General features: G+C 64.3%; 20 protein-coding genes. 1 reads left to right on the plus strand and 19 read right to left on the minus strand.

The window, feature by feature from the left end; all coding sequences use genetic code 11:
* Position 1: 1 nt before the first annotated feature.
* From rsmH to dksA, 6 genes are all read right to left on the minus strand, one after another.
* A complete protein-coding gene (gene rsmH, locus QN397_RS03085) occupies positions 2-928 on the minus strand; it encodes a 16S rRNA (cytosine(1402)-N(4))-methyltransferase RsmH (RefSeq protein WP_323500049.1) in 927 nt (308 codons plus the stop codon).
* Positions 929-936: 8 nt separating this feature from the next.
* Positions 937-1,365, minus strand: a complete 429-nt coding sequence (gene mraZ, locus QN397_RS03090; RefSeq protein ID WP_187054345.1) for a division/cell wall cluster transcriptional repressor MraZ — start codon at positions 1,363-1,365, stop codon at positions 937-939.
* Positions 1,366-1,623: 258 nt separating this feature from the next.
* Complete coding sequence (gene hslU, locus QN397_RS03095; protein ID WP_323494872.1) at positions 1,624-2,946, minus strand: ATP-dependent protease ATPase subunit HslU; 1,323 nt, start codon at positions 2,944-2,946, stop codon at positions 1,624-1,626.
* Between the two features lie 28 nt (positions 2,947-2,974).
* On the minus strand, positions 2,975-3,520 hold the full coding sequence (gene hslV, locus QN397_RS03100; protein ID WP_323494873.1) for an ATP-dependent protease subunit HslV: 546 nt from the start codon (positions 3,518-3,520) through the stop codon (positions 2,975-2,977).
* 88 nt (positions 3,521-3,608) lie between these two features.
* Entirely contained in the window at positions 3,609-5,249 is a 1,641-nt protein-coding gene (locus tag QN397_RS03105) for an STAS domain-containing protein (RefSeq protein ID WP_323500050.1), read from the minus strand.
* A gap of 58 nt (positions 5,250-5,307) precedes the next feature.
* Positions 5,308-5,937, minus strand: coding sequence for an RNA polymerase-binding protein DksA (gene dksA / locus QN397_RS03110; protein WP_187054341.1), 630 nt, complete (start codon positions 5,935-5,937; stop codon positions 5,308-5,310).
* Here dksA and QN397_RS03115 point away from each other — a divergent pair.
* Entirely contained in the window at positions 5,927-6,208 is a 282-nt protein-coding gene (locus QN397_RS03115) for a hypothetical protein (protein ID WP_323500051.1), read from the plus strand. The genes dksA and QN397_RS03115 overlap by 11 nt on opposite strands.
* 254 nt (positions 6,209-6,462) lie before the next feature.
* On the opposite strand, the gene QN397_RS03120 is transcribed toward QN397_RS03115, so the two are convergent.
* From QN397_RS03120 to QN397_RS03180, 13 genes are all read right to left on the minus strand, one after another.
* Complete coding sequence (locus QN397_RS03120) at positions 6,463-7,521, minus strand: CobW family GTP-binding protein (RefSeq protein ID WP_187054340.1); 1,059 nt, start codon at positions 7,519-7,521, stop codon at positions 6,463-6,465.
* Between the two features lie 122 nt (positions 7,522-7,643).
* The gene (locus tag QN397_RS03125) at positions 7,644-8,858 is read right to left on the minus strand and encodes a class I SAM-dependent rRNA methyltransferase (RefSeq protein ID WP_323500052.1); all 1,215 of its coding nucleotides are present in this window, start codon (positions 8,856-8,858) and stop codon (positions 7,644-7,646) included.
* A 64-nt stretch (positions 8,859-8,922) separates the two neighbouring features.
* Positions 8,923-9,534 carry an ANTAR domain-containing response regulator gene (locus QN397_RS03130; protein ID WP_323500053.1) on the minus strand — a complete coding sequence of 204 codons (612 nt, stop codon included), beginning with the start codon at positions 9,532-9,534 and terminating at the stop codon, positions 8,923-8,925.
* A gap of 22 nt (positions 9,535-9,556) precedes the next feature.
* On the minus strand, positions 9,557-10,765 hold the full coding sequence (locus QN397_RS03135; RefSeq protein WP_323500054.1) for a transporter substrate-binding domain-containing protein: 1,209 nt from the start codon (positions 10,763-10,765) through the stop codon (positions 9,557-9,559).
* On the minus strand, positions 10,762-12,090 hold the full coding sequence (locus tag QN397_RS03140) for an amidase (RefSeq protein WP_323500055.1): 1,329 nt from the start codon (positions 12,088-12,090) through the stop codon (positions 10,762-10,764). The genes QN397_RS03135 and QN397_RS03140 overlap by 4 nt, the downstream gene beginning before the upstream one ends.
* 12 nt (positions 12,091-12,102) lie before the next feature.
* Positions 12,103-12,825 carry an ABC transporter ATP-binding protein gene (locus QN397_RS03145; RefSeq protein ID WP_323494880.1) on the minus strand — a complete coding sequence of 241 codons (723 nt, stop codon included), beginning with the start codon at positions 12,823-12,825 and terminating at the stop codon, positions 12,103-12,105.
* Complete coding sequence (locus QN397_RS03150) at positions 12,818-14,584, minus strand: ABC transporter permease subunit (protein ID WP_323500154.1); 1,767 nt, start codon at positions 14,582-14,584, stop codon at positions 12,818-12,820. Before QN397_RS03150 ends, QN397_RS03145 begins: the two co-directional genes overlap by 8 nt.
* A 64-nt stretch (positions 14,585-14,648) precedes the next feature.
* Positions 14,649-15,482: a branched-chain amino acid ABC transporter permease gene (locus tag QN397_RS03155; RefSeq protein ID WP_187054334.1), complete on the minus strand. Its 834-nt coding sequence runs from the start codon at positions 15,480-15,482 to the stop codon at positions 14,649-14,651.
* 41 nt (positions 15,483-15,523) lie between these two features.
* Positions 15,524-16,690 carry a substrate-binding protein gene (locus QN397_RS03160; RefSeq protein ID WP_323500056.1) on the minus strand — a complete coding sequence of 389 codons (1,167 nt, stop codon included), beginning with the start codon at positions 16,688-16,690 and terminating at the stop codon, positions 15,524-15,526.
* Positions 16,691-16,754: 64 nt separating this feature from the next.
* Positions 16,755-17,636 carry a nitrilase family protein gene (locus tag QN397_RS03165; protein ID WP_187054332.1) on the minus strand — a complete coding sequence of 294 codons (882 nt, stop codon included), beginning with the start codon at positions 17,634-17,636 and terminating at the stop codon, positions 16,755-16,757.
* A gap of 160 nt (positions 17,637-17,796) precedes the next feature.
* Positions 17,797-18,780 (minus strand): tyrosine recombinase XerC, encoded by a 984-nt coding sequence (locus QN397_RS03170; RefSeq protein ID WP_323500057.1) that lies wholly within the window; start codon positions 18,778-18,780, stop codon positions 17,797-17,799.
* Entirely contained in the window at positions 18,764-19,369 is a 606-nt protein-coding gene (locus QN397_RS03175) for a YdcF family protein (protein ID WP_323500058.1), read from the minus strand. Before QN397_RS03175 ends, QN397_RS03170 begins: the two co-directional genes overlap by 17 nt.
* Positions 19,370-19,416: 47 nt before the next feature.
* On the minus strand, positions 19,417-20,112 hold the full coding sequence (locus QN397_RS03180; RefSeq protein ID WP_187054330.1) for a DUF484 family protein: 696 nt from the start codon (positions 20,110-20,112) through the stop codon (positions 19,417-19,419).
* Positions 20,113-20,151: the final 39 nt, after the last annotated feature.

Consider the following 20,151-nt stretch of genomic DNA (forward strand, 5'->3'; position numbering starts at 1 on the left):
GTCAGTTCACCGCCGTGCGTTCGGCCACGCGGAGGATGGCGCTGCGCGAACGCTTGTTGCCAGCCACCTCGATCGCGGACGGCTTGATGCGATCGAGCACGTGCAATTTCATAGGCTGCGGCACGGCAAACGGAGCACGGCGGTCGTACACCTCGCGCGAGTGTTTAGCGATGAACTGCTTCACGATGCGATCTTCCAGCGAATGGAAACTGATCACAGCGAGGCGCCCCTGGGGTTGCAGCACGGTGAGGCTCGCCTCTAACGCCTGTTGCAGCTCTTCAAGCTCGGCGTTGATGAAAATCCGAAGAGCCTGAAATGTGCGCGTTGCAGGGTTCTGGCCCTGCTCGCGGGTTTTGACCGCGCCAGCCACGAGGTCGGCCAGCTCGGTGGTGGTTGAAATTGGGCCCCGTTCTTGTCGGCGAGCATCAATCGCCTTTGCAATCTGAACAGCAAACCGTTCTTCGCCATAGTCACGAATCACCTCTGCAATCTGCTGAGTGTCGGCCGTTGCCAGCCAGTCGGACACGCTCTCGCCGCGCGTGGTGTCCATACGCATGTCGAGCGGACCGTCGAACCGAAATGAGAAACCGCGTGCCGGGTTGTCGATCTGCGGCGAACTCACGCCGAGGTCCAACAGCAGGCCTGCGACACTGCCCGCAGGCAGCTCGCGCAGGTCTTTGAAACCCTGGTGACGGATAGAAAAACGCGCATCGGTGATGCGCGCTGCTTCGGCCACCGCTTCCGCATCTTTGTCGAATGCGATCAGCCTGCCTTCCGGCGCCAGCCGGGCCAGGATGGCCCGGGCATGTCCACCGCGCCCGAACGTCGCGTCGACGTAGGTGCCGCGCGCAAGCGATGTCGTGTCGGCAAAAAGCGCATCGGACGCTTCTTTCAACAGGACTGTGGTGTGGGTCCATGGCTGCTCCACTGCCGGCCTCAGAACGAAAAGTCCTGGAACACGTCGGGCATGTCGCCCTGCGTGGCCTCGGCTTCCTTGGCGTCGTACGTCGCCTTGTCCCACAGCTCGAAGTGGTTGCCCATGCCGAGCAACAGTGCATCGCGCGTGATGCCGGTGGCGGTGCGCAGTTCGGGCGACACCAGCACGCGGCCGGTGCCGTCCATTTCGACATCCATCGCGTTGCCGAGAAAGACGCGCTTCCACCACTGCGCCGACATCGGCAGCGCCGCGATGCGGTCACGAAATTTTTCCCACTCCGGGCGGGGAAACACCATGAGGCAACCGTGCGGGTGCTTGGTGATGGTGAGGTGGCCGGCCGCCGTCGCGCTCAGAACGTCACGATGCCGGGTCGGCACCGCGAGCCTCCCTTTGGCATCCAGACTGAGCGATGAAGCGCCTTGAAACACGAGAACGAAACCTTGGTTGTGAGACGTCACCGACATCCACTACGGATGTCAGGCGACACTTTTTCCCACTTATATGCACTTTTCGCCACTTTATCAGGAAGGAACACCCGCGCAAGAAGGCCCTTGCGGAGAATTTTGTAATGGAATCAACGACTTAGCTGTACTTTTGAACAGTCGAAGTAATGAAAATCGTTGCAAATGAAGCACTTAGCTCACGCACTGCATGTGATGCGTGAAGCGCCGTTGCGGCGCCCTACTTCAAAGAATGAACCGCGAAAGGTCTTCGTCGTGACTTAGTGCCGCAAGTCGGGTGTCGACGTAAGCGGCGTCGATGTGAATCGACTGGCCTTCGAGTTGGGTCGCGCCGAAGCTCACCTCGTCGAGCAGACGCTCCATCACCGTCGACAACCGACGCGCGCCGATGTTCTCGGTGCGCTCGTTGACTTCGAAGGCGATGCTCGCCAACCGCTGGATGCCATCCGGCGTGAACTCGAGCGTGACGCCCTCGGTCGCCAGCAGCGCCTGGTATTGCTTGACCAGCGAGGCACGCGTCTGCGTCAGGATGCTTTCGAAATCGGCGATCGACAACGATTGCAGTTCGACGCGGATCGGAAAGCGCCCCTGCAACTCCGGAATCAGATCGCTCGGCTTGCTCAGATGGAAAGCGCCGCTCGCGATGAACAGGATGTGATCGGTGCGAATCACGCCGTACTTGGTGCTCACCGCAGTGCCTTCAACCAGCGGCAGCAGGTCGCGCTGCACGCCTTGGCGCGACACGTCGGTGCCCTGTGCTTCGCTGCGCGTGGCCACCTTGTCGATCTCGTCGATGAAGACGATGCCGTTCTGCTCGGCGTTGGTGATCGCCTGCGCCCGAATGTCGTCTTCGTTGACCAGTTTGGCGGCCTCTTCGTCGATCAGCAGGCGCATCGCTTCCGCGATCTTCAGCTTGCGCGTCTTGCGTTTGGTCTGGCCCATCTGGCCGAACATGCCCTTGAGCTGCTCGGTCATTTCTTCCATGCCGGCCGGGCCCATGATTTCGAGCGGCGCGCGGGTTTCGGCCAAGTCCAGTTCGATGTCCTTGTCGTCGAGCGCGTGCTCGCGCAGCTTCTTGCGAAAGGCCTGGCGCGTGGTGTTGGCGGTATCGGGCACCGCGCCTTCGGCGGTGCGCGCGGGCGGCAACAGCACGTCCAGAATGCGGTCTTCGGCTGCGTCTTCGGCGCGCGTGCGCACCTTCGCGCTTTCGCTCTCGCGGGTCTGCTTCACGGCAATTTCAGCCAGGTCGCGAATGATCGAATCGACGTCTTTGCCTACATAGCCGACCTCGGTGAACTTGGTGGCTTCGACCTTGATGAACGGCGCGTCGGCAAGGCGTGCGAGCCGGCGCGCGATCTCGGTTTTACCGACGCCTGTCGGGCCGATCATCAGGATGTTCTTGGGCGTAATTTCAGAGCGCAGCGAGCCCTCGACCTGCTGCCGGCGCCAGCGATTGCGCAGCGCGATGGCGACGGCACGCTTGGCTTGCGGCTGGCCGACGATGTGGTTGTCGAGTTCGGAAACGATTTCTTGGGGCGTCATGGACATGGCGTGCTTTTGTCTGTCTGTGCCCGGTTCAGAGCGTCTCGATCGTATGGTTCATGTTCGTGTAAATGCAGAGTTCGCCGGCGATCTCCAGCGATTTCTTGACGATCTGCTCTGCGGTGAGATCGGTGTTGTCGAGCAATGCCTTGGCGGCCGACTGGGCATAGGGGCCGCCGGAACCGATCGCGATCACGCCACTCTCGGGTTCGAGCACGTCGCCGTTGCCGGTGATGATGAGCGAGGTGGTGGCGTCGGCGACCGCCAGCATGGCTTCGAGCTTGCGCAGCACGCGGTCGGTACGCCAGTCCTTGGTGAGTTCGACCGCAGCGCGTGTCAGGTTGCCCTGGTGCTTTTCGAGCTTGGCCTCGAAGCGCTCGAAGAGCGTGAAAGCATCGGCCGTGGCGCCGGCGAACCCAGCAATCACCTTGCCGTGATAGAGCCGCCGCACCTTGCGCGCCGTGCCCTTGATGACGATATTGCCGAGCGTGACCTGCCCATCACCACCGATCGCGACCTGGTCGCCAACGGGGGTCTTGCGGCGCACGCTGACGATGGTGGTGCCGTGAAACTGTTCCATCGGAACAAGATAGGACGACGCAGGGATTTTTCAAGCCCTCTCACAGCGGGGTTATGTCCCGCCGGACTCTGACCGGGCTCAATGCCGATCAGCGCTGGCGTGGCGAAACCGCAGCGTGGTCAGCGATGCCGATGACGCCGAAAAACGCTGTGACGAGCCGGTGCGCATCGACGAACTGCACGCGCTGACCGCGCTCGTCGCGTGCGGTCACCCAGTTCAGAAGCGTACCCGCCGCGGCAAAGTCGATGCGAACCAGCGCCGCGCACGAAATCGTCGGCGCCACCGCGTCGGCCAGTTCGGCATCCAGCCGTTGCCAGACCGCCGCCGACTCACCCGTGAGTTCACCGATGAGCGAGGGCAGCTTCCGGCCGATGTCGACCGGCACTTCGTCGCTCATGCTGGCGAGCGCGAGCGTCGACGCCGCCGGCTTCTGTGGTTTTGGCGCTTCGATGACTACCTCGATTGACGCGAATTCTCCCTTGGGGTCGGTCCATGGCGGTGGCGACACTTCGTAGGTGATGCAGTAGTTGAGCGCAACCAGTTCGAAGTCGTCGGCCGCATGCATCACGCGCAGCGCTTCCATGCGCAACTGCCACCAGATGGCATCGACAGTGCGTTCGTTCGACGGCGTGGCCTGCTCCAGCACCGCGGTCAAGTGGCCCATGCCGACGAACTGAATCTGCACGGTGGAATCGGCCCAATGCGCAAGCAGCGCCTTCAACGGTGCAGCTGCTTCCTCGTCGATGTTGCGAAGGGCACGCCAGTCGAGCGTCCACTTCGGACCGCTCGCTGCGGCAAGTGCACGCGTCAGTTCGCCGAGCGAAGGGCGCGTCAGCACCGCCGGAGCGAACCAGTCGGCCACACCAAGCGGCCGATCGGCGTCGGCGGAATTCTGCGCAACGCTAGCAGCCACTTGCAGGTCACGCGCCAGCGAACGCAGCGAAACCCACTCCGGCCCCTGCCGCTTGAGGCGCTGCGCATAGCGCGTGTTGGCGGCAACGAACTTTTCGGAATCGCCGGTGGCGCGGTACAGGTCGAGCAGTGCGAGCCAGCTGTCGTTGTGCTCGGCCTGCGCGCTATCGGGCGCCAAGGTCTGCAGCAGGATCGCTTCGGCACCGGCGTCATCGCTTTGTGCAAAACGAATGGCCGCTTCCTCGATGCCACTTTCATAAACCTGCCGCCCGGCGTGTAACGCGTCGTCGTCGCTCGACCTGCCCCTCGAAGCCGAATCACCCTGCGCGCTTTCGTGCGGCGTGACACCGGGAACTGTGTCGGCGTACGCACGCACATGTTCCCCAGCCATGTCGGCGGGCACTTCCGGACCGGAACCCGGAACCGCGAGCGCCGCTGCGCTGTCACCCGCGGGCCCGCGGCTTTTCCACCATTGCTGCGACATCTGCTCTTCGATCTCGTCGATCTTCTTGAGCGTGAGCGCGCGGCCCTCGGTCTTACCGGAGGTGCTGCTGACGTTGAACTGCGACGGCGTGCCGCCGTCGTCGCGCCCGCCGGCAGCGTCGCGGCGCCGCAGTTTGCGCAGCATGTCGAATTCACGGCGACGCACGAAGTCGTTGCGCTGCCGCCGTTCGATCATCTCCTTCAGCATCTCGCGGCTGTAGCCGTTGTCAGGTGCAGCCGAATCCTGCGCGTCGAGTTCCGACCAATCCTTCAGCGGATTGCGGACGAACTTGGCCACCTTGGACAAAAGTCGACCGGGTTCTTCCTTGGCCATGGGTGCGCGCGGATTTTGTACGGGGAATCGGGAAGGGGAAGGAGTTTTGTCAGCCGGCTTAGTCGCCGAACATTTTCTGCTTGAGTTCGCGGCGCTGTTGCGCTTCGAGCGACAGCGTGGCGGTCGGGCGGGCCAGCAGCCGGCCGACACCGATTGGCTCGCCGGTTTCATCGCAGTAGCCGTAGTCGCCGGAGTCGATACGCTGGATCGATTGTTCGATTTTCTTCAACAGCTTGCGTTCGCGGTCGCGGGTGCGCAGTTCGAGAGCGTGCTCTTCTTCGATGGTGGCGCGGTCGGCCGGATCGGGTACGACGACGGTGTCTTCGCGCAGATGCTCGGTGGTTTCACCCGCGTTTTCGAGAATGCCGCGCTTGAGTTCCTGCAGCTTCAGGCGAAAAAACGCCATCTGCTTGTCGTTCATGTACTCCGCGTCGGGCATCGCGATGACTTCGGCATCGACCAACTGTTCGGCCGTCTTGGTCTTCCAGTTGTTCAGCAACTTCGGGTCTTTCTTGACCGCGACCGGCGGCGGCGGCACCAGGGCCGTCGACACGATCTGCGAGAAGCTCGACTTGGCAGCCGTCGAGGCGATCGATTGAGGCATCGAAGGCACCGTGAGTTGCGACAACCGCGACACCCGGCCACCGCGCGCCGGCACGGGCGTGGCGGCGATGGTGGTGATCGGCATCACCGGGGTCGGCGTGGTGGGAAGGGAGGCAGCAGCCGTTTTTTTCATGGGAATCGAAGGAGAAGATGAGTCGGCGGGCCGGCCCACCGATTTGGAAGGAGAAGACGCCGCCGCGGTGGTGGTCGTGATCGTGGATTTCGCGGACTTGTCCGAGACAGCGTTTTTTTTGGCTGGCGCGGGAGCCGTTGCCGAAGCTTTTTTAGTCGCCGACGCCGCCGGCTTGGAGACCGCCGGCTTGGACGCGGCGGGCTTTGAAGCTGACTTGGCCTGAACGACAGGTTTCTTCACGGTGGCTGGCTCCTTGGACGAACTGGAACGCGCTTTCACGGGTGTCTCCTCCCATGTAGTCAGGATGCTCGCCCTTGGCGGCTCAGGGGTTATACCTCTGAAAACACGCCAAAAACTCGCTCTCTCCTGTGCCCGAAGCCATGCCTCAGCCCCAAAGGGCCAAAGCACGTCGCCGGAACAGGCGGGCGATTGTATATAGAGAAGCCGAAAGTCAATGCGCTGAAAGCAAAGGTCCGCTCAAACGAGACACTGATCAAGGCCCTGTTCGAGAATTTCACGCGGAAGTTCGATGCCGATGAACACCATCCGGCTCTGGCGCACTTCGTCCGCGCCCCACTCAGGCCCCAGGTCGCTGCCCATCAACTGGTGCACGCCCTGGAAGATCACCTTGCGGTCCGTGCCTTTCATGCTCAGCACGCCTTTGTAGCGCAGCATGCGCGGCCCGTAGATATTGACGATGGCGCCCAGGAAGTCTTCCAGCTTCGCAGCATCGAAGGCGCGATCGGCCCGGTAGACGAAGCTTTTGACGTCATCGTCATGGTGGTGATGGTGGCCGTGACCTTCGTTGGCATGCGACGGGTGATCGCAGCTCTCCCCGTGTGCGTGGTCATGATCGTGGCCTGCGTGCGCGTCGTCTTCCTCTTTCAGGAAATCCGGGTCAATGTCGAGCTTGGCGTTCAAGTTGAAGCCGCGCAGGTCGAACACGCTAGCCAGTGGCACCTCGCCGAAGTGCACTTTCTGCTGCGGCGCCCGCGGGTTCATGTGCTTCAAGCGATGGATCAGCGCCTCGGTTTCTTCGGCCGAGACCAGTTCGCTCTTGCTGATGAAGATCTGGTCGGCAAAGCCCACCTGGCGGCGCGCTTCCTGCCGGTCGTTGAGCTGCTGCGGCGCATGCTTGGCATCGACCAACGTCAGGATCGAGTCGAGCAGATAACTCTCGGCGATCTCGTCGTCCATAAAGAAAGTCTGCGCCACCGGTCCCGGATCGGCCAGACCGGTCGTTTCGATCACCACGCGGTCGAAGTCGAGCAGCCCCTGGCGCTTCTTGGAGGCCAGCAGTTGCAAGGCTTCGCGCAGGTCTTCCCGGATGGTGCAGCAGACGCAGCCGTTGCTCATCTGGATGATCTGCTCTTTCGACTCGGTGACGAGGATGTCGCTGTCGATGTTCTCTTCACCGAATTCGTTCTCGATCACCGCGATCTTCTGGCCGTGCGCCTCGGTCAGGATGCGCTTGAGCAGGGTGGTTTTGCCGGAGCCGAGAAAGCCGGTAAGGATGGTGGCAGGGATAAGGGCCATGAATTGCTCCGGTCAAGGGAAAAGCGGGGGGCTGAAAACGGGAGAGGCAGAAGTTTAGCCAGCACGACAGCGTGGCGCCAAGGAAAGGACATCCACTGCATGCGTCGTGCCGACAGCGACTGCTATTTGCGTACGACGACCAGCCCCTTCAAGTACTCGCCTTCCGGAAACTCGATCGTCATCGGGTGATCCGGCGCCGCGCCCAGACGCTCGCTGATGTAGCCATCGACTGCGGCATCGATACCGGCCCCGGCGACGATCTTGTGGAACAGGTCGGCACCGATACCACCCGAGCAAGAAAACGTCAGCAGCACGCCGCCCGGAACCAGCAGTTTGAGCGCCAACCGGTTGATGTCCTTGTAGGCGCGTGCGGCGCGCTCGGCGTGCGCGATGGTGGGCGCGAATTTCGGCGGGTCGAGCACGATCGCATCGAAAGTCTGGCCCTCTTCGATGAAGCGGCGCAGCGTGGCGTTGACGTCGGCATCCAGAAAGCGGGTGTCTGCAGCTTCGAAACCGTTGAGCGCCACGTTGGCACGCGCCATTTCCAGGGCGGGCAACGACGAATCGATCGACGTCAGCTCGGCGCCTTCGAGCGCACCGGCAGCCTTCAACCCCGCCAGTGCTGCGATGGTGAAACCACCCGTGTAGCAAAAGCAATTGAGCACGCGTCGAAACTTGCGGTGCTGGGCAAGTTCGGCAAAGCGCTGGCGGCTGTCGCGCTGGTCGAGGTAGAAGCCCGTCTTGTGACCGGTCGCGATGTCGAGCGACAGCTTCCAGTCGTGCTCGCGGATGGTTCGGACGGTGTCGACATTACCCTCGGCTTCCCCGCGCAGCCAGCCCGTCACCGGCTTCAGCCCTTCGCGCTCCCGGCCATTGGCGTCGGAACGTTCGTAGAGCCGTGCGAGCCCCGTCGCCTTCAACAGCGCATCCGCCAGCACGTCTTTCCAGCGCTCGACGCCGGCCGACAGAAACTGCGCCACCAGCGTGTCGCCATAACGGTCGACGATCAGTCCCGGCAGCCCGTCGGCCTCGCCATGCACCAGCCGCATGCCTTCGCTGCGGATGTCGAACAGCGCGCGCGCATCGACCGCCTTCTTGCACAGCGACGCCAGAAAGCCAGCGTCGATGCGCTGCGTCTCGACGAAGCTCCAGGCCCGCGCGCGGATTTTCGATATCGGGCTGAAGGCGGCCCATGCCAGAAACTGGCCTTCATGCGATTCGACACGCACGGTTTCGCCTGCATCGGCCGAACCGCGGGCGATCGCCGATTCAAAGATCCAGGGGTGCCGGCGTGCGAGAGAGCGCTCTTTACCGGGCTTGAGGCGAAGTATCTTCATACGCCGATTGTCGACGGCGTGGAAATCGCCTTCGAACGGAAGATTCGATGCCTTCGCTGCGACCTCAGCGGTCCAGCGGCCAGAGTCCGTCCAGCACGGAGCCCGCGCTGTTGACTGCGGCGCATACCTCCACCACCGAAATGCGCTTGTTGCTGGCCTGGCGACGGATTTGCTCGTAGGCCTGTATGTCGGTCAGCCCCTGGCGTTCGGCCAGCAGCTTTACCGCGCGCTCGATCTCGCGCCGCGAGCGCAACGCCTCTTCCAGCTTCGTCACCTTGAGCAGCAGCCGGTCCTGATAGCCCTTGCTCGCGCGGGCAAGAATCAGTGTGCTCAATACCCCGGTCGGGCGAAACGGCTTGTTGATGACTGCCTGTGCATTCAAGTCGAGGATGCCTTTCAGCACCGTCGGATTCTCGTAGTCGACCAGTGCAATCACCACGGCCTCGCAATCGACTCCGCTCCATAAGTGTTCGCTGCCGCGCTCGGCCGCGACAAATACAAAAACCACATCAATGGTGGCCGGCGGCGATGGCGGACATGGCCATAGCGACTTCACGTTGCAGCCGATCCGGCGCAGCTGGTCGACCAGCACGTTGCAATCGGCGCCAGGCGGATGGATCACGGCCACCGACGTGCCGCGCAACTCATCGAATAGACGCTTGATGCCGGAACTCATTCGTGCCCTGTCGTGCGGCGAATCAATCGCCCGCAATGTCGGCCAGACCGTACATCGTCATGTACGGGTCGGGCTTGATGACCGAGGCAGCCTCCCACGCAATGTCGAACTGGCCATCGGCACGGACCCGTCCGATGCGCGGACGCAGCCAGGCATGCTGATTGTCGGAATCGATGCGCAGCTCGCCCGACGGCCCCTCGAAACTCACCTGCATGGCCGCGGCGACAAGCTTCTGCGTGTCGAGCGTGCCGGTCACCTCGAGCGCGCGCGCGAACAGGTGCACCTGGCTGTAGGCGCCTTCGGTGTACTGGCTGATCGGCAAGTCCGCGCCAAAGCGCTCCCGAAACGCGGCGACGAAGCGGGCGTTGCCGGGCGTATCGAGCGAAGCGAAGTACTTGGCCGAAGTGAAGTGGCCCGTGCACAGCTCAGGGCCGACCGCCTTGATTTCGCCCTCGGCCATGGTGAGGCTGGCAATCGGCGTTTGCTGCGGGTCCATGCCGAGTTCACGGTAGAGCCGGTACAACTCCCGGCCGGGCCGTCCCACCAGCGTCGAAAAGACGACATCGGGCTTGGCCGCCTTGATCGATTCGACCAGCCGGCTCACAGCCCCGGTATCGACCTGATAGTCAAGGTAAACCTCGCCCGTGATCTCGCCGCCGTGCTGCTCAACCACGTCGCGCATGATGCGATTCGATTCGCGCGGATAAATGTAGTCGGAGCCGACCAGGTGCCAGCGCTTGCGTCCTTCGCGGAGCAAGAAGCTCGCCAACTGAAGGCTGTTCTGGTTGGGCGCCGCGCCGGTGTAGATCACATTCGGTGAGAACTCGAAGCCCTCGTACAACGAGCAGTACCAGAGCAAACCGTTGCGGCGCTCGATGGCCGGCAGCACCGCCTTGCGCCCTGCCGAGGTGTGGCAGCCGAAGATCACGCTGACGCCTTCGTCCTGCAGCAACTGATCCGCCAGACGGCGGTACTCCGTCGGATCGGAGCCGGGGTCGAGCGCCACCGGCTCGATCTGCCTGCCGAGCACTCCACCGGCACGATTGATCTCTTCGATGGCCAGTACCGTGCCGTAGAAGTGTTCGCTCTCGGAAATGGCCGTGACGCCCGACCGCGAGAACAGCACGCCGACACGCCAGGGATCGCCTGCCGGAGCGGTATCCGGCAACGTAGAGGCATCGCGGCGTGGATCCTGGCGCGGGTCGCTGCGAAAGTCGTCGACTGGCGTCATGTCGTGGTGGGTGAGTGATCAGGGGTGCCAGTGGCAGCCATCGCAAGGGCTTGCTGCAAGGCCGCCGCGGCCCTCAACAATGGGCCATCCTCACCCGGCGCGCCGATCAGTTGAAGCCCCATCGGATGGCCGTTGACCCCAACCGCACCCGGCACGCTCACGCAGGGAGATCCGAGCAGGGTCCATGCCCGGTTGTACGTCGATGGCCCGGTGTTGGCGAACCCGACCGGTGCTTCGTCCGGCGCGCTGGGCGTGAGCAGCAAGTCGCAGGGCGCCAGCCAATCGGCAAAGCGCGCACGGGCAAGGTGTGCTGTGGCCTGCGCAGCGGCATAGGTCGAGTCGTCCACCTGGCGGGCTTCGTTCAAGTAGCTGCGCAACTGCAAGGACATGCCCTGCAGGTGGCTCGACGCCATGTCGAGGTCGCTGGCGAGCGAGCGCCAGGCTTCCCATCCCTGCACTGCCGCGTGTGCGCTGAAAAGTGCCTCGGCCATGGGCGGCAGCTCGACCGTGCGAATCGTCGCACCGGCACGGCGCCACGCCTCGATGCCTTGCGCCATCGCGGCCGCCGCGCTCGGCGACACGTCGCCCCACGGATACGCTGCGGGCACGCCGACGGTCCAGCGCCTTGGCGCCGGCAGCGCGGCAAGCGCCAGCGGCCGGCCGCTCAGCGCCTGCGCCAGCCAAGCCACGTCGCCCATATCGCGCGCGAACAGCCCGACGGTATCGAGCGACCATGAAAAGCATTTGAGTCCGGCAGTCGGCAACAGGCCAAAGCTCGGCTTGAAACCGACGATGCCGCAATACGAGGCCGGGCGGATCGTCGAGCCGCCGGTTTGCGTGCCGATGGCCCACGGCACCAGCCCCGCCGCGACGGCCGCCGCGGACCCGGCCGACGAGCCACCCGGCGTGCGGCCGGGCGCATTCGGATTGCGGGTGGCGGTCGGCTCGAGGTAGGCGAATTCGGTGGTGGTCGTCTTGCCGACGACGACACCGCCGGCGCTGCGAATGACACCGACGATGGCGGCGTCGCTACGCGGCGGCGCGAGACCGGCATACAACGGCGAGCCATAAGCCGTCGGCAGGTCGCGGGTGTCGAAGATGTCCTTGACCGCGACCGGCAGTCCGGCGAGTGGCCCCACAGCGTGCGTTGCCCCGTCGATCGCGAGTCTGGCTTCGGCGAGGCACGAGAAAGCGCCTATCGCGGGATCGTGTTGCGCGATGGCGCTGTACGTCTGCTCCATGGCATCGGCCGCTTTCCGCACGCCCGCGGCCACTTGGGCCAGGGTGGCGAGCGCGGTGGTGGAAGTCCAGATCGTCGATGTCATCGTCGCACCGTATCAGACGCGCAGCTGCGCGCGAATGATTTCAGCAGCGCCAGGCGCACGCGTGTCGCCTTCGACCACGATCTCGCCGCGCTTGAGCACCGCGTACCGGTCGGCGACGGCGAGCGCGAAGCCCACGTTTTGCTCGACCAGCAGCATGGAGGTACCGTTGCGGTCGCGCTCTTGCCGCAGCGCCGCGCCCACCTTGTCGATGACCGAAGGTTGCAACCCTTCGGTGATCTCATCGACCAGCATCAACGACGGCCGCGCGACCAGCGCACGGGCCACCAGCAGCATCTTTTGTTCACCCCCCGACAGCGTGCCCGCGCGCTGCGCCATGCGGCCTTGCATGAAAGGAAAGATCTCGTAGATCGCCGGGAGTCGGTCGTTCAGCAACGCGTCGCGTGCGAGGCCGAGGCGCAGGTTGTCTTTGATGCTGAGGTCGACGAAGAGGGCCTGCTCTTGCGACGTATATGACACGTCGAGGCGAGCGATGCGGTGCGCCGGCAGGGTGGTGATGTCGACGCCCGCCATCGAGATGCGGCCTTGGCGCTTGGGCAAAAAACCCATCGCCGATTTGAGCAGCGTCGTTTTCCCCATGCCGTTCTTGCCCAGCAAAGCGACGATGCTGCCAGCCGGCACCGAGAGGTCGAGGCCGCGCAGCACCATCAGTTCACCGTAGCCCGCGCTCACACCTTTCAGGGTCAGCGCGGCCTCGCTGGAGCGCAACTCAGTCATGGCCGGCGCTCCCCGAGTAGATCGTCTGAACGAGCTCGGAGTCGACCACCTCCTGCACCGTTCCGGACAGCGCCAGCCGCCCTTGGTGCAGCACCACGATGCGTGTCGATATCTCGCGCACGAAGTCCAGGTCGTGCTCGACCAGCAGCAGGCACAGGTTGAAGCGCACGCACAGGTCGGTGAAGACCGCGCCGATGCGGCTGCGCTCTTCCAGTGAAAGGCCCGCCGTGGGCTCGTCGAGCAGTACGACCTGCGGCTCCAGCGCAAGCACCATCGCGAGCTCCAGGGCCTGTTGTTCGCCGTGCGACAAGTGCCGCGCTTCGACGTGCAGTTTGCGGTCGAGCTCGGTCGCCTTCAGCACCGCCAGCGCGTGCGACGGCAAGGCCAGCGTCGTGCTCCGACGCCACAGCGACGGCTTGTCGACGCGCACGCGCGCCATGCGCAGGCATTCGGCCACGGTCAGCGTTTCGAAGACGTTGGCGGTCTGGAACTTGCGCCCGAGGCCGAAGCGCACGCAGGCGTGCGGTGGCGCGTGCGCGATATCGTGTCCATCGATTCGCACGGTGCCGGCGCTGCGCTCGGCACCGTCGCTCATGCAGCGCATCAGCGTGGTCTTGCCGGCGCCGTTGGGGCCGATCAGGCTCACCAGTTCGCCGCGGTGCGCGACGAATTCGATGCCCGACAGCACCTTCAGGCTGCCGAAATGCTTCGACACGCCAGCCAGCTCGATCACCGGTGCCCCGCTGTCCATGACGGGCCGCACGGGCGACTCGGCCAGCATGGCGGTGCCTGCTGCCTGCGCCATATCCGCTGCAGCGGCGCCGCTTCGCCGGCCCAACCGGCGCAGCAGGCGCGCCAGAGGAGGTAGCAAGCCCTGCGGCAACAGCACGATCACCAGCACGAAAGCCACGCCGAGAAACAGCTTCCAGATAAAGGGCAGGCTGCCGCTCAGGTAGGCGCTGCCCCACTCGATCAGAAGAGCGCCGAACACCGGCCCGATCAAGGTGCCGCGCCCGCCGAGCGCGACCCAGATGATCACTTCGGTGCCGAATACGAAGCCGGCCAACTCCGGCGCGACCACGCCGCTGAAACTTGCATAGCCGAAACCTGCGAGGCCGGCGATGGCGGCGGTGGCGACCAGCAACACGATCTTCAGGCGAGCCGTGTCGATGCCCAGGTAAGAGCAGCGCGTTTCGTTGTCGCGAATCGCTGCCAGCAAGCGCCCGCCATCGCTCCGCACGAAGAGCCAGGCACCGGCAGTCAGGAACACGAGCACACAGCCAGCGATGCGAAACCAGGCCTCCAGACTCAGGTCGGGCACGGTGTAGCCGGTGAGGCCGGAACTCGAGCCCGTAAAAGTGCCGCCAGAGAACAGCAATTGCGTCACCACGATGGGCAGCACCAGCGAAATGACCGAGGCATATAGCGCTGTGGAGCCGTGATAGAACGACAGCCAGCCCGTGATCAGCGCGAGGACGGCAGCAGCCGACACCGCAAGACCCAACGCCACCCACACCATGCCGGGGCTGAAGCCGAGGTGCGTGAATACCAACCCGGCCGCGTACGCGCCAGCCCCAAAAAAAGCCGACTGCCCGAAAGTCAGGAAGCCGGTGTAGCCCCACAGCACATCGACCGTCAACGCCAACATCGCAAAGAAGATCGCTCGAATCAGGATATTGAGCGTGTAGGTGTCCAGCAGCGACGGCGCGACCAGCGCCACGCCAGCGCATGCGGCAGCCACAGCGACCACCCGACGCATCGAACGCACCGATCGAACGTCTGCCAACGGCGCAACCGCAACGGCAACCGAGCCCAGTACGGGGTCAGTCACGGGAAAATCCTTTCGGCCGGATACGCAGCGTGACGGCTGCGAGCACAGCGATCGCCAAGCCGCCCAGAACCGGACTCACATAGGTCGAGAGCAGCACCTGCGCCGCGCCGAAGACCAGCGTGGCGACCAGCAAGCTACCCATCGACACGCCCGACACCATGACCAGCATGAAGGCGTTGACCAGCCACGGCACGCCCATGTTGGGATCGACGCTCGACAGCGGCGTGATCAGCGCACCGGCGAGGCTCCCTATGCCAGCGCCCGCCGCAAAGGTGCAAAAGCGCACCATGCCGGCATGAATACCGAGACCGCGCGCCAGCTGCTCGTTCATGATCACCGCACGCGTGACAAGGCCGATGCGGGTCCGCGTCAGGATCAGCGCGAGGGCTGTGCCGAGCACGGCGGCGGCGGCGACCAGCAGCAAGCGGTACGCCGAGTACTCGCCGCCAGACCAGGCGAAGGTGCCGTTGACCGGGCTCGGCACCAGTTGCACCTCGCGCCCGAACACCAGGGTAATGACCTGCCCGATGACGATCGCCAGGCCCCAGGTCGCGAGGATGGCGTCGAGCGGCCGTGCGTAGAGCGGCCTCACGACGACGCGCTCGATGAACATGCCGACCAGCGCGCCCACCAGCAGCGCGAACGCGAGGCCGAGCAGCGGCGACAGGCCGATGCGTGAGGCCACCAAGCTGGCATAGGCACCGACCGTGAGGAAGGCGCCATGCGCGAAGTTGATGATCTTCATGACGCCGAAGATCAGCAACAGCCCGGCAGAGACGATGTACAAAATCGCCGCCGTCGTGACGATGTCCAGCAACAAGTCCATTGGCGATCTACGTCATTTGAAGCGAAGTTGCAGCCGTCGTTTTATTTGAGATTGGGGCACTGCGTGCCGACAGCGACATCCTTGAAGCTGTCGATCACCTTCACACCGCCATCGGCTTGCACTTGCGCAAGATACATCGTGAGCGGCGCGTGGTGCTGCTGGTTCATCGTGATGCGGCCGCGCGGGCCTTCGACTGCCACTTCACCCAACGCCTTCAGGACCTTGTCGGCGTCGGTGCTCTTCGCCTTTTCGACCGCCGCCTTGTAGGCGTAGACAGCTTCGTATTCGGGCACCGACAGATCGTTGGGCGTCTTCAGGTCGGCACCGAATTTCTTGGTCAGCGCGTCGAGGAATTTCTTGTTGGCGGGGCTGTCGATGCCGGTCACGTAGGACGCCGAGATGTAGATGCCTGCGGCATCGGCGCCCATGCTCTTTGCCGTGCCTTCGTCGACCGCCAGGTTGCCGTACGGAATGTTGATGCCGGCCGCGCGCAGCTGCTTTGTGAGCGTCACGTTGGGGGCGCCGCCCGCGGTCGAGGTGATCAACGCGTCGGGCTTGGCCGCGCGGATCTTGCTGATGACGGCGGTCCAGTCGCTGCCGTCCATCGGCAGGTATTCCTCGCCGACGATCTTGGCGCCCTTGCCTTCGGCGTACTTCTTGGTGAACTCGAGCATGCCGCGACCGAAGGAGTAGTCGCTGCCGACCAGGAAGATCGTCTTGGCGTTCTTGGTCTTCATGAAGTAGTCGACCACCGGCGGCACCTGCTGCTCCGGCACCCAGGCGTTGACGAACATCCACGGGCTGCACGAGCGGCCTTCATAGAACGATGTGTAGATGTAGGGCACCTTGCCGCGTGCCACGATGGGCAGGCCGGCATTGCGCGCAGCGCTGGTTTCCATCGAGATCAGCACGTCGACTTTCTTCTGGAACACGAGCGAATCGAAAGCCTTCTGCGCACCGACCGCGCCCGACGCATCGTCGGCCACTTCGAGTGCGAGCTTGCGACCCAGCACGCCGCCCGCAGCGTTGATCTCTTCGATGGCCAGCTCTGCCGATTGCACCACCGATGGCGCGACCACGCTGTTGGCGCCGGACAGGCCGACCGGCAGGCCGATGCGGATCGGCGCATCGCCTTGCGCGGCGGCCAGCAACGGAAAGGCGACCAGCGTCAAAGCGGCGGTGAGGATGCGGATTTTCGGTTTGAACATGAGAAGACTCCTGCGGGTTGAATGAATGGATGAACGGAAAAGGGAACGAAGAATCCGAGGGCGCTCAGTACCAGCCGGGCGCCTGCCCACTGCCAAGCATTTCGCTGTAAACGTCGGTGCGTCGGTCGCGCAGAACCTGATTGAAAGCGTTCCAGTTGCGCGAGCGCCGGGCCTCACCCAGGTCGACATCGGCGATGACGATTTCTTCCGCCACGCGGCTCGCGGGGCCGGCCACCGGCCAGCCCGTGCAACCGACGACCAGGCTCTGTCCTTCGAACAGCTGGCCGCGCTCGGTGCCGACGCGGTCAGCACAGGCGATGAACATCGAGTTGCTGTGTGCCGCCGCCATCGTGAGGATCGTGGCCATCGCTTCGCGCCCCGGCGCCTGGCCCGGAATCGGCACCCAGTTGGTCGGCACGCAGACGATGTCGGCGCCCTTCAATGCCTGGATGCGAAAGGTCTCGGGGAACCAGATGTCGTAGCAGATCGCCACGCCGATTCGCCCGTGCGGCGTGTTGAAAACCGGAAAGCCCAGGTTTCCCGGTTCGAAGAAAAGGTTCTCGGCGTTCCAGAGGTGCACCTTGCGAAAAGTGCCGATGTAGCCGTCAGGGCCGATCACCACTGCCGCGTTGTAGAGCGCGTTGCCGTCGCGCTCGGCGATGCCCGCGACCAGGGTGACGCCGAGCCGTTGGGCAACGGCGATCCACGTCGCGCAGCTCGGTCCGCCGGGCACCGCTTCAGCCAGTGAGAAGGCCTCTTCACGTGTCTCGAAAACATAGCCTGAATTGCACAGCTCCGGCAGCACCATCAGTCGCGCACCCTCTGCGGCGGCAGCTTCGATCAGGCGCACGCTGGCGTCGAGGTTGCGCTGCTTCTCGCCGACGAGCGGCTCGAACTGAAGGCATGCCACGCGGGTCTGCTGCGCGGTCGAAGGCGAGAGGGCCATTTCGAAAATCCAAAAAAAAAGCCCCCTGCTGCGCGTAAGCGCCAAGCAGAGGGCAGTGTTGCCGGTGATGAGTGCGGCGATGTTGCCGCGGCTGGCATTGTTGCCAGCGAACGCCCGACTCTAATGAGCGTCAGCGCGCATTGTCAAGAAGGCTCGACGGTTATTTTTTTGAGCCGCTTTCCGGCGTCGGGCGCGCCCTGGCACGCGGATGAAATTCGTCGTAGGTCTTCGCCAGATGCTGGAAGTCCAGCCGCGTATAGACCTGCGTCGTGGTGATGTTGGCGTGGCCCAGCAGCTCTTGCACCGCACGCAAATCGCTGCTCGACTGCAGCACGTGGCTGGCGAACGAATGGCGCAGCATGTGCGGATGCACGGGCGCTGCAAGGCCGGCTTTGAGGCTGCGCGCGCGCAACTGCTTCCACACCGCATGAGGGGACAGTCGCGTGCCCTTGGCGCCGAGGAACAAGGCCGCGCCATCGGCCGGATCGCGCTGCGCGGCGGCATCGAGCGCGGCGCAATCGGCACGTACGGCCAACCACGCGAGTAGCGCTTCGCCGGCCTTCGAGCCGACCGGCACGCTGCGCCGTTTGCCGCCCTTGCCGAGCACGCTGGCTTCCATGGCATCGAGGTCGACCCAGCCGCGCGCGGTCGCGCTGGCGTAAACATCGAGCCCCGTCAGTTCGCTCACGCGCAGGCCGCAGCCATAGAGCAACTCGACGACGGCGCGGTCGCGCGCTTCGGTCCACGGGTCGGCTTCGGTGTCGTGCAGGTCGGCCAGCCGCACCGCGTCGTCGACGGCCAACGCCTTGGGCAGCGGCCGCGCCGCCTTGGGCGCCTTCACGTCCTGCACCGGATTGCCCGCAACCAGCCCTTCGTTGCCGAGCCAGCGAAAGAAGCTGCGCCAGCAAGAAAGAATGAGCGCAATGCCACGCGGCGCATGGCCGGCACTGTGCAACTGCGCCATCCAGCGGCGGACGTGGGTCGTTTGGACCTTGTCGAACGCCAGCCGGGCTTCGGCCGCCTTCTCCGACAACGTCGTCAGATGAATGGCGTACAGCTCGACCGTGCGCGCCGCCAGCCGGCGCTCCACGCGCACATGGTCCAGGTATCTTTCGACCAGGGCGAGATCAGCGCAGATAGCCATGAGCCGCATTGTTGATGATGGCCAGCGGCTCGCGCAACGCACCCTTGAACGCCATGCCCCAGCGCAACCAGCAACGCGTCGGCGCGGCGGCGTACTGGACGTCGAAAAGCCGATCGAATCCACCGGCATGCGCGAGACGCTGCGCGCGCCACAGGTGATAGGGCTCCGTCACGACGATCACGCTCTTGACGCCTGCGGCCTGTAACACCGCAGTCGACAACGCCAGGTTTTCACGCGTCGATTGGGAAGCCGGTTCGAGCAGCATCGGCCCGGCATAGCCCGACTGGACAGCATGGGCACGCATGACCTCGGCTTCGATGCGGCCGTCTTCGCTGTCGACGCCGCCCGAGAACACCAGGCGCTGCACACGGCCCGCTGAAGCCAGCGCCAGAGCGGCGTCGACACGGCCGGTCAGGCACGGGTTTGGTTTGCCGCGCAAGTACGCTCGGTTGCCCAGCACAAGCGCCGCGTCGGCGGTGCGTTCAGGCGGGTGGGCCAACCGATCGAGCGCATCGCGCCAGACCGTGATGCCGATGGCGACGCAGACGAACACCAGCGCCGCCAGCAACAGGGCCGCAATGCCTGCCACGGGCGCGACCCAAGGTGCGGTCCGCGTTGCGCGTCGCAGCCAGCCGATCAAGGCCGCAGTCGCGACAGCGCGCCCGACGCCAGCTCGGCGATACGCTCCAGAAACTCCGTGCCCATGTCTGAATTGAAGCGATGCGCATCGGGCGACGAGAGGATCAACATGCCGAAGGCTGGCGACTCGGGCTCGGCCCGCAGCGGGATCATTGCGATCGACACGGCGGCACGCGGCTCGGCCAGCCATTGGGTCGCCTCGAAGCCGGAATTGAGGCCGCAATACGGCTCGGTCAGTGACGTGGCGAGCGCCTTCACGTCATCGCTCACCCATTGCGCGTAAGGCTCGTTGAGGTAGCTGGTTTCGCAGTCCCACACCTTGATGGCCGCCTGCGGCACCAGAAAGAGCGACTGCAACTCGTCGACGATGCGATAAGGCACGCCACGCGGGTCGCGGGTGGTCAGGAGCCCCGCGGTCCAGCGCTGAAGCCGGTCGGACGCGACCACGTTTTCGGTGCCGTGCCGGATCATGTCCATGACGCGGTGCTCCAGCGCCTTGATTTTTTCGCGCAGCATTTCAGCCTGGCGTTCCTGCAGGCTGACTGCCCGGTTGCCGTGCGGGCTGGTGAGCTGTACCTGGCCCAGCAACTGCGCATGCCGCTCGAAAAAGTCGGGCGTGTTGACCAGGTAGTTGGCGATGTCGTCCTCGGTGATCGGGTTCATGGCGGCGTTGTCGTGGATGTTGTGGGGCATGTCGGATCAGTCGATCAGGTCAGAAGAGTTCAGGAGCCA

It is taken from the genome of Variovorax sp. RTB1, from assembly GCF_035018765.1.
In the GTDB taxonomy this organism is placed as follows: Bacteria; Pseudomonadota; Gammaproteobacteria; order Burkholderiales; family Burkholderiaceae_C; genus Variovorax.

Coding starts and splice junctions, on each gene's coding strand:
- dksA (WP_187054341.1), bottom strand. CDS start 5,937: ATGCCGATCACCACCATCGCCGCCACGCCCGTGCCGGCGCGCGGTGGC.
- QN397_RS03170 (WP_323500057.1), bottom strand. CDS start 18,780: ATGGCTATCTGCGCTGATCTCGCCCTGGTCGAAAGATACCTGGACCAT.
- QN397_RS03150 (WP_323500154.1), bottom strand. CDS start 14,584: ATGCGTCGGGTGGTCGCTGTGGCTGCCGCATGCGCTGGCGTGGCGCTG.
- QN397_RS03180 (WP_187054330.1), bottom strand. CDS start 20,112: ATGCCCCACAACATCCACGACAACGCCGCCATGAACCCGATCACCGAG.
- QN397_RS03105 (WP_323500050.1), bottom strand. CDS start 5,249: ATGGCCAAGGAAGAACCCGGTCGACTTTTGTCCAAGGTGGCCAAGTTC.
- QN397_RS03125 (WP_323500052.1), bottom strand. CDS start 8,858: ATGAAGATACTTCGCCTCAAGCCCGGTAAAGAGCGCTCTCTCGCACGC.
- hslV (WP_323494873.1), bottom strand. CDS start 3,520: ATGGAACAGTTTCACGGCACCACCATCGTCAGCGTGCGCCGCAAGACC.
- QN397_RS03145 (WP_323494880.1), bottom strand. CDS start 12,825: ATGACTGAGTTGCGCTCCAGCGAGGCCGCGCTGACCCTGAAAGGTGTG.
- hslU (WP_323494872.1), bottom strand. CDS start 2,946: ATGTCCATGACGCCCCAAGAAATCGTTTCCGAACTCGACAACCACATC.
- QN397_RS03130 (WP_323500053.1), bottom strand. CDS start 9,534: ATGAGTTCCGGCATCAAGCGTCTATTCGATGAGTTGCGCGGCACGTCG.
- QN397_RS03165 (WP_187054332.1), bottom strand. CDS start 17,636: ATGGCCCTCTCGCCTTCGACCGCGCAGCAGACCCGCGTGGCATGCCTT.
- QN397_RS03140 (WP_323500055.1), bottom strand. CDS start 12,090: ATGACATCGACGATCTGGACTTCCACCACCGCGCTCGCCACCCTGGCC.
- QN397_RS03160 (WP_323500056.1), bottom strand. CDS start 16,690: ATGTTCAAACCGAAAATCCGCATCCTCACCGCCGCTTTGACGCTGGTC.
- QN397_RS03120 (WP_187054340.1), bottom strand. CDS start 7,521: ATGGCCCTTATCCCTGCCACCATCCTTACCGGCTTTCTCGGCTCCGGC.
- QN397_RS03135 (WP_323500054.1), bottom strand. CDS start 10,765: ATGACGCCAGTCGACGACTTTCGCAGCGACCCGCGCCAGGATCCACGC.
- QN397_RS03155 (WP_187054334.1), bottom strand. CDS start 15,482: ATGGACTTGTTGCTGGACATCGTCACGACGGCGGCGATTTTGTACATC.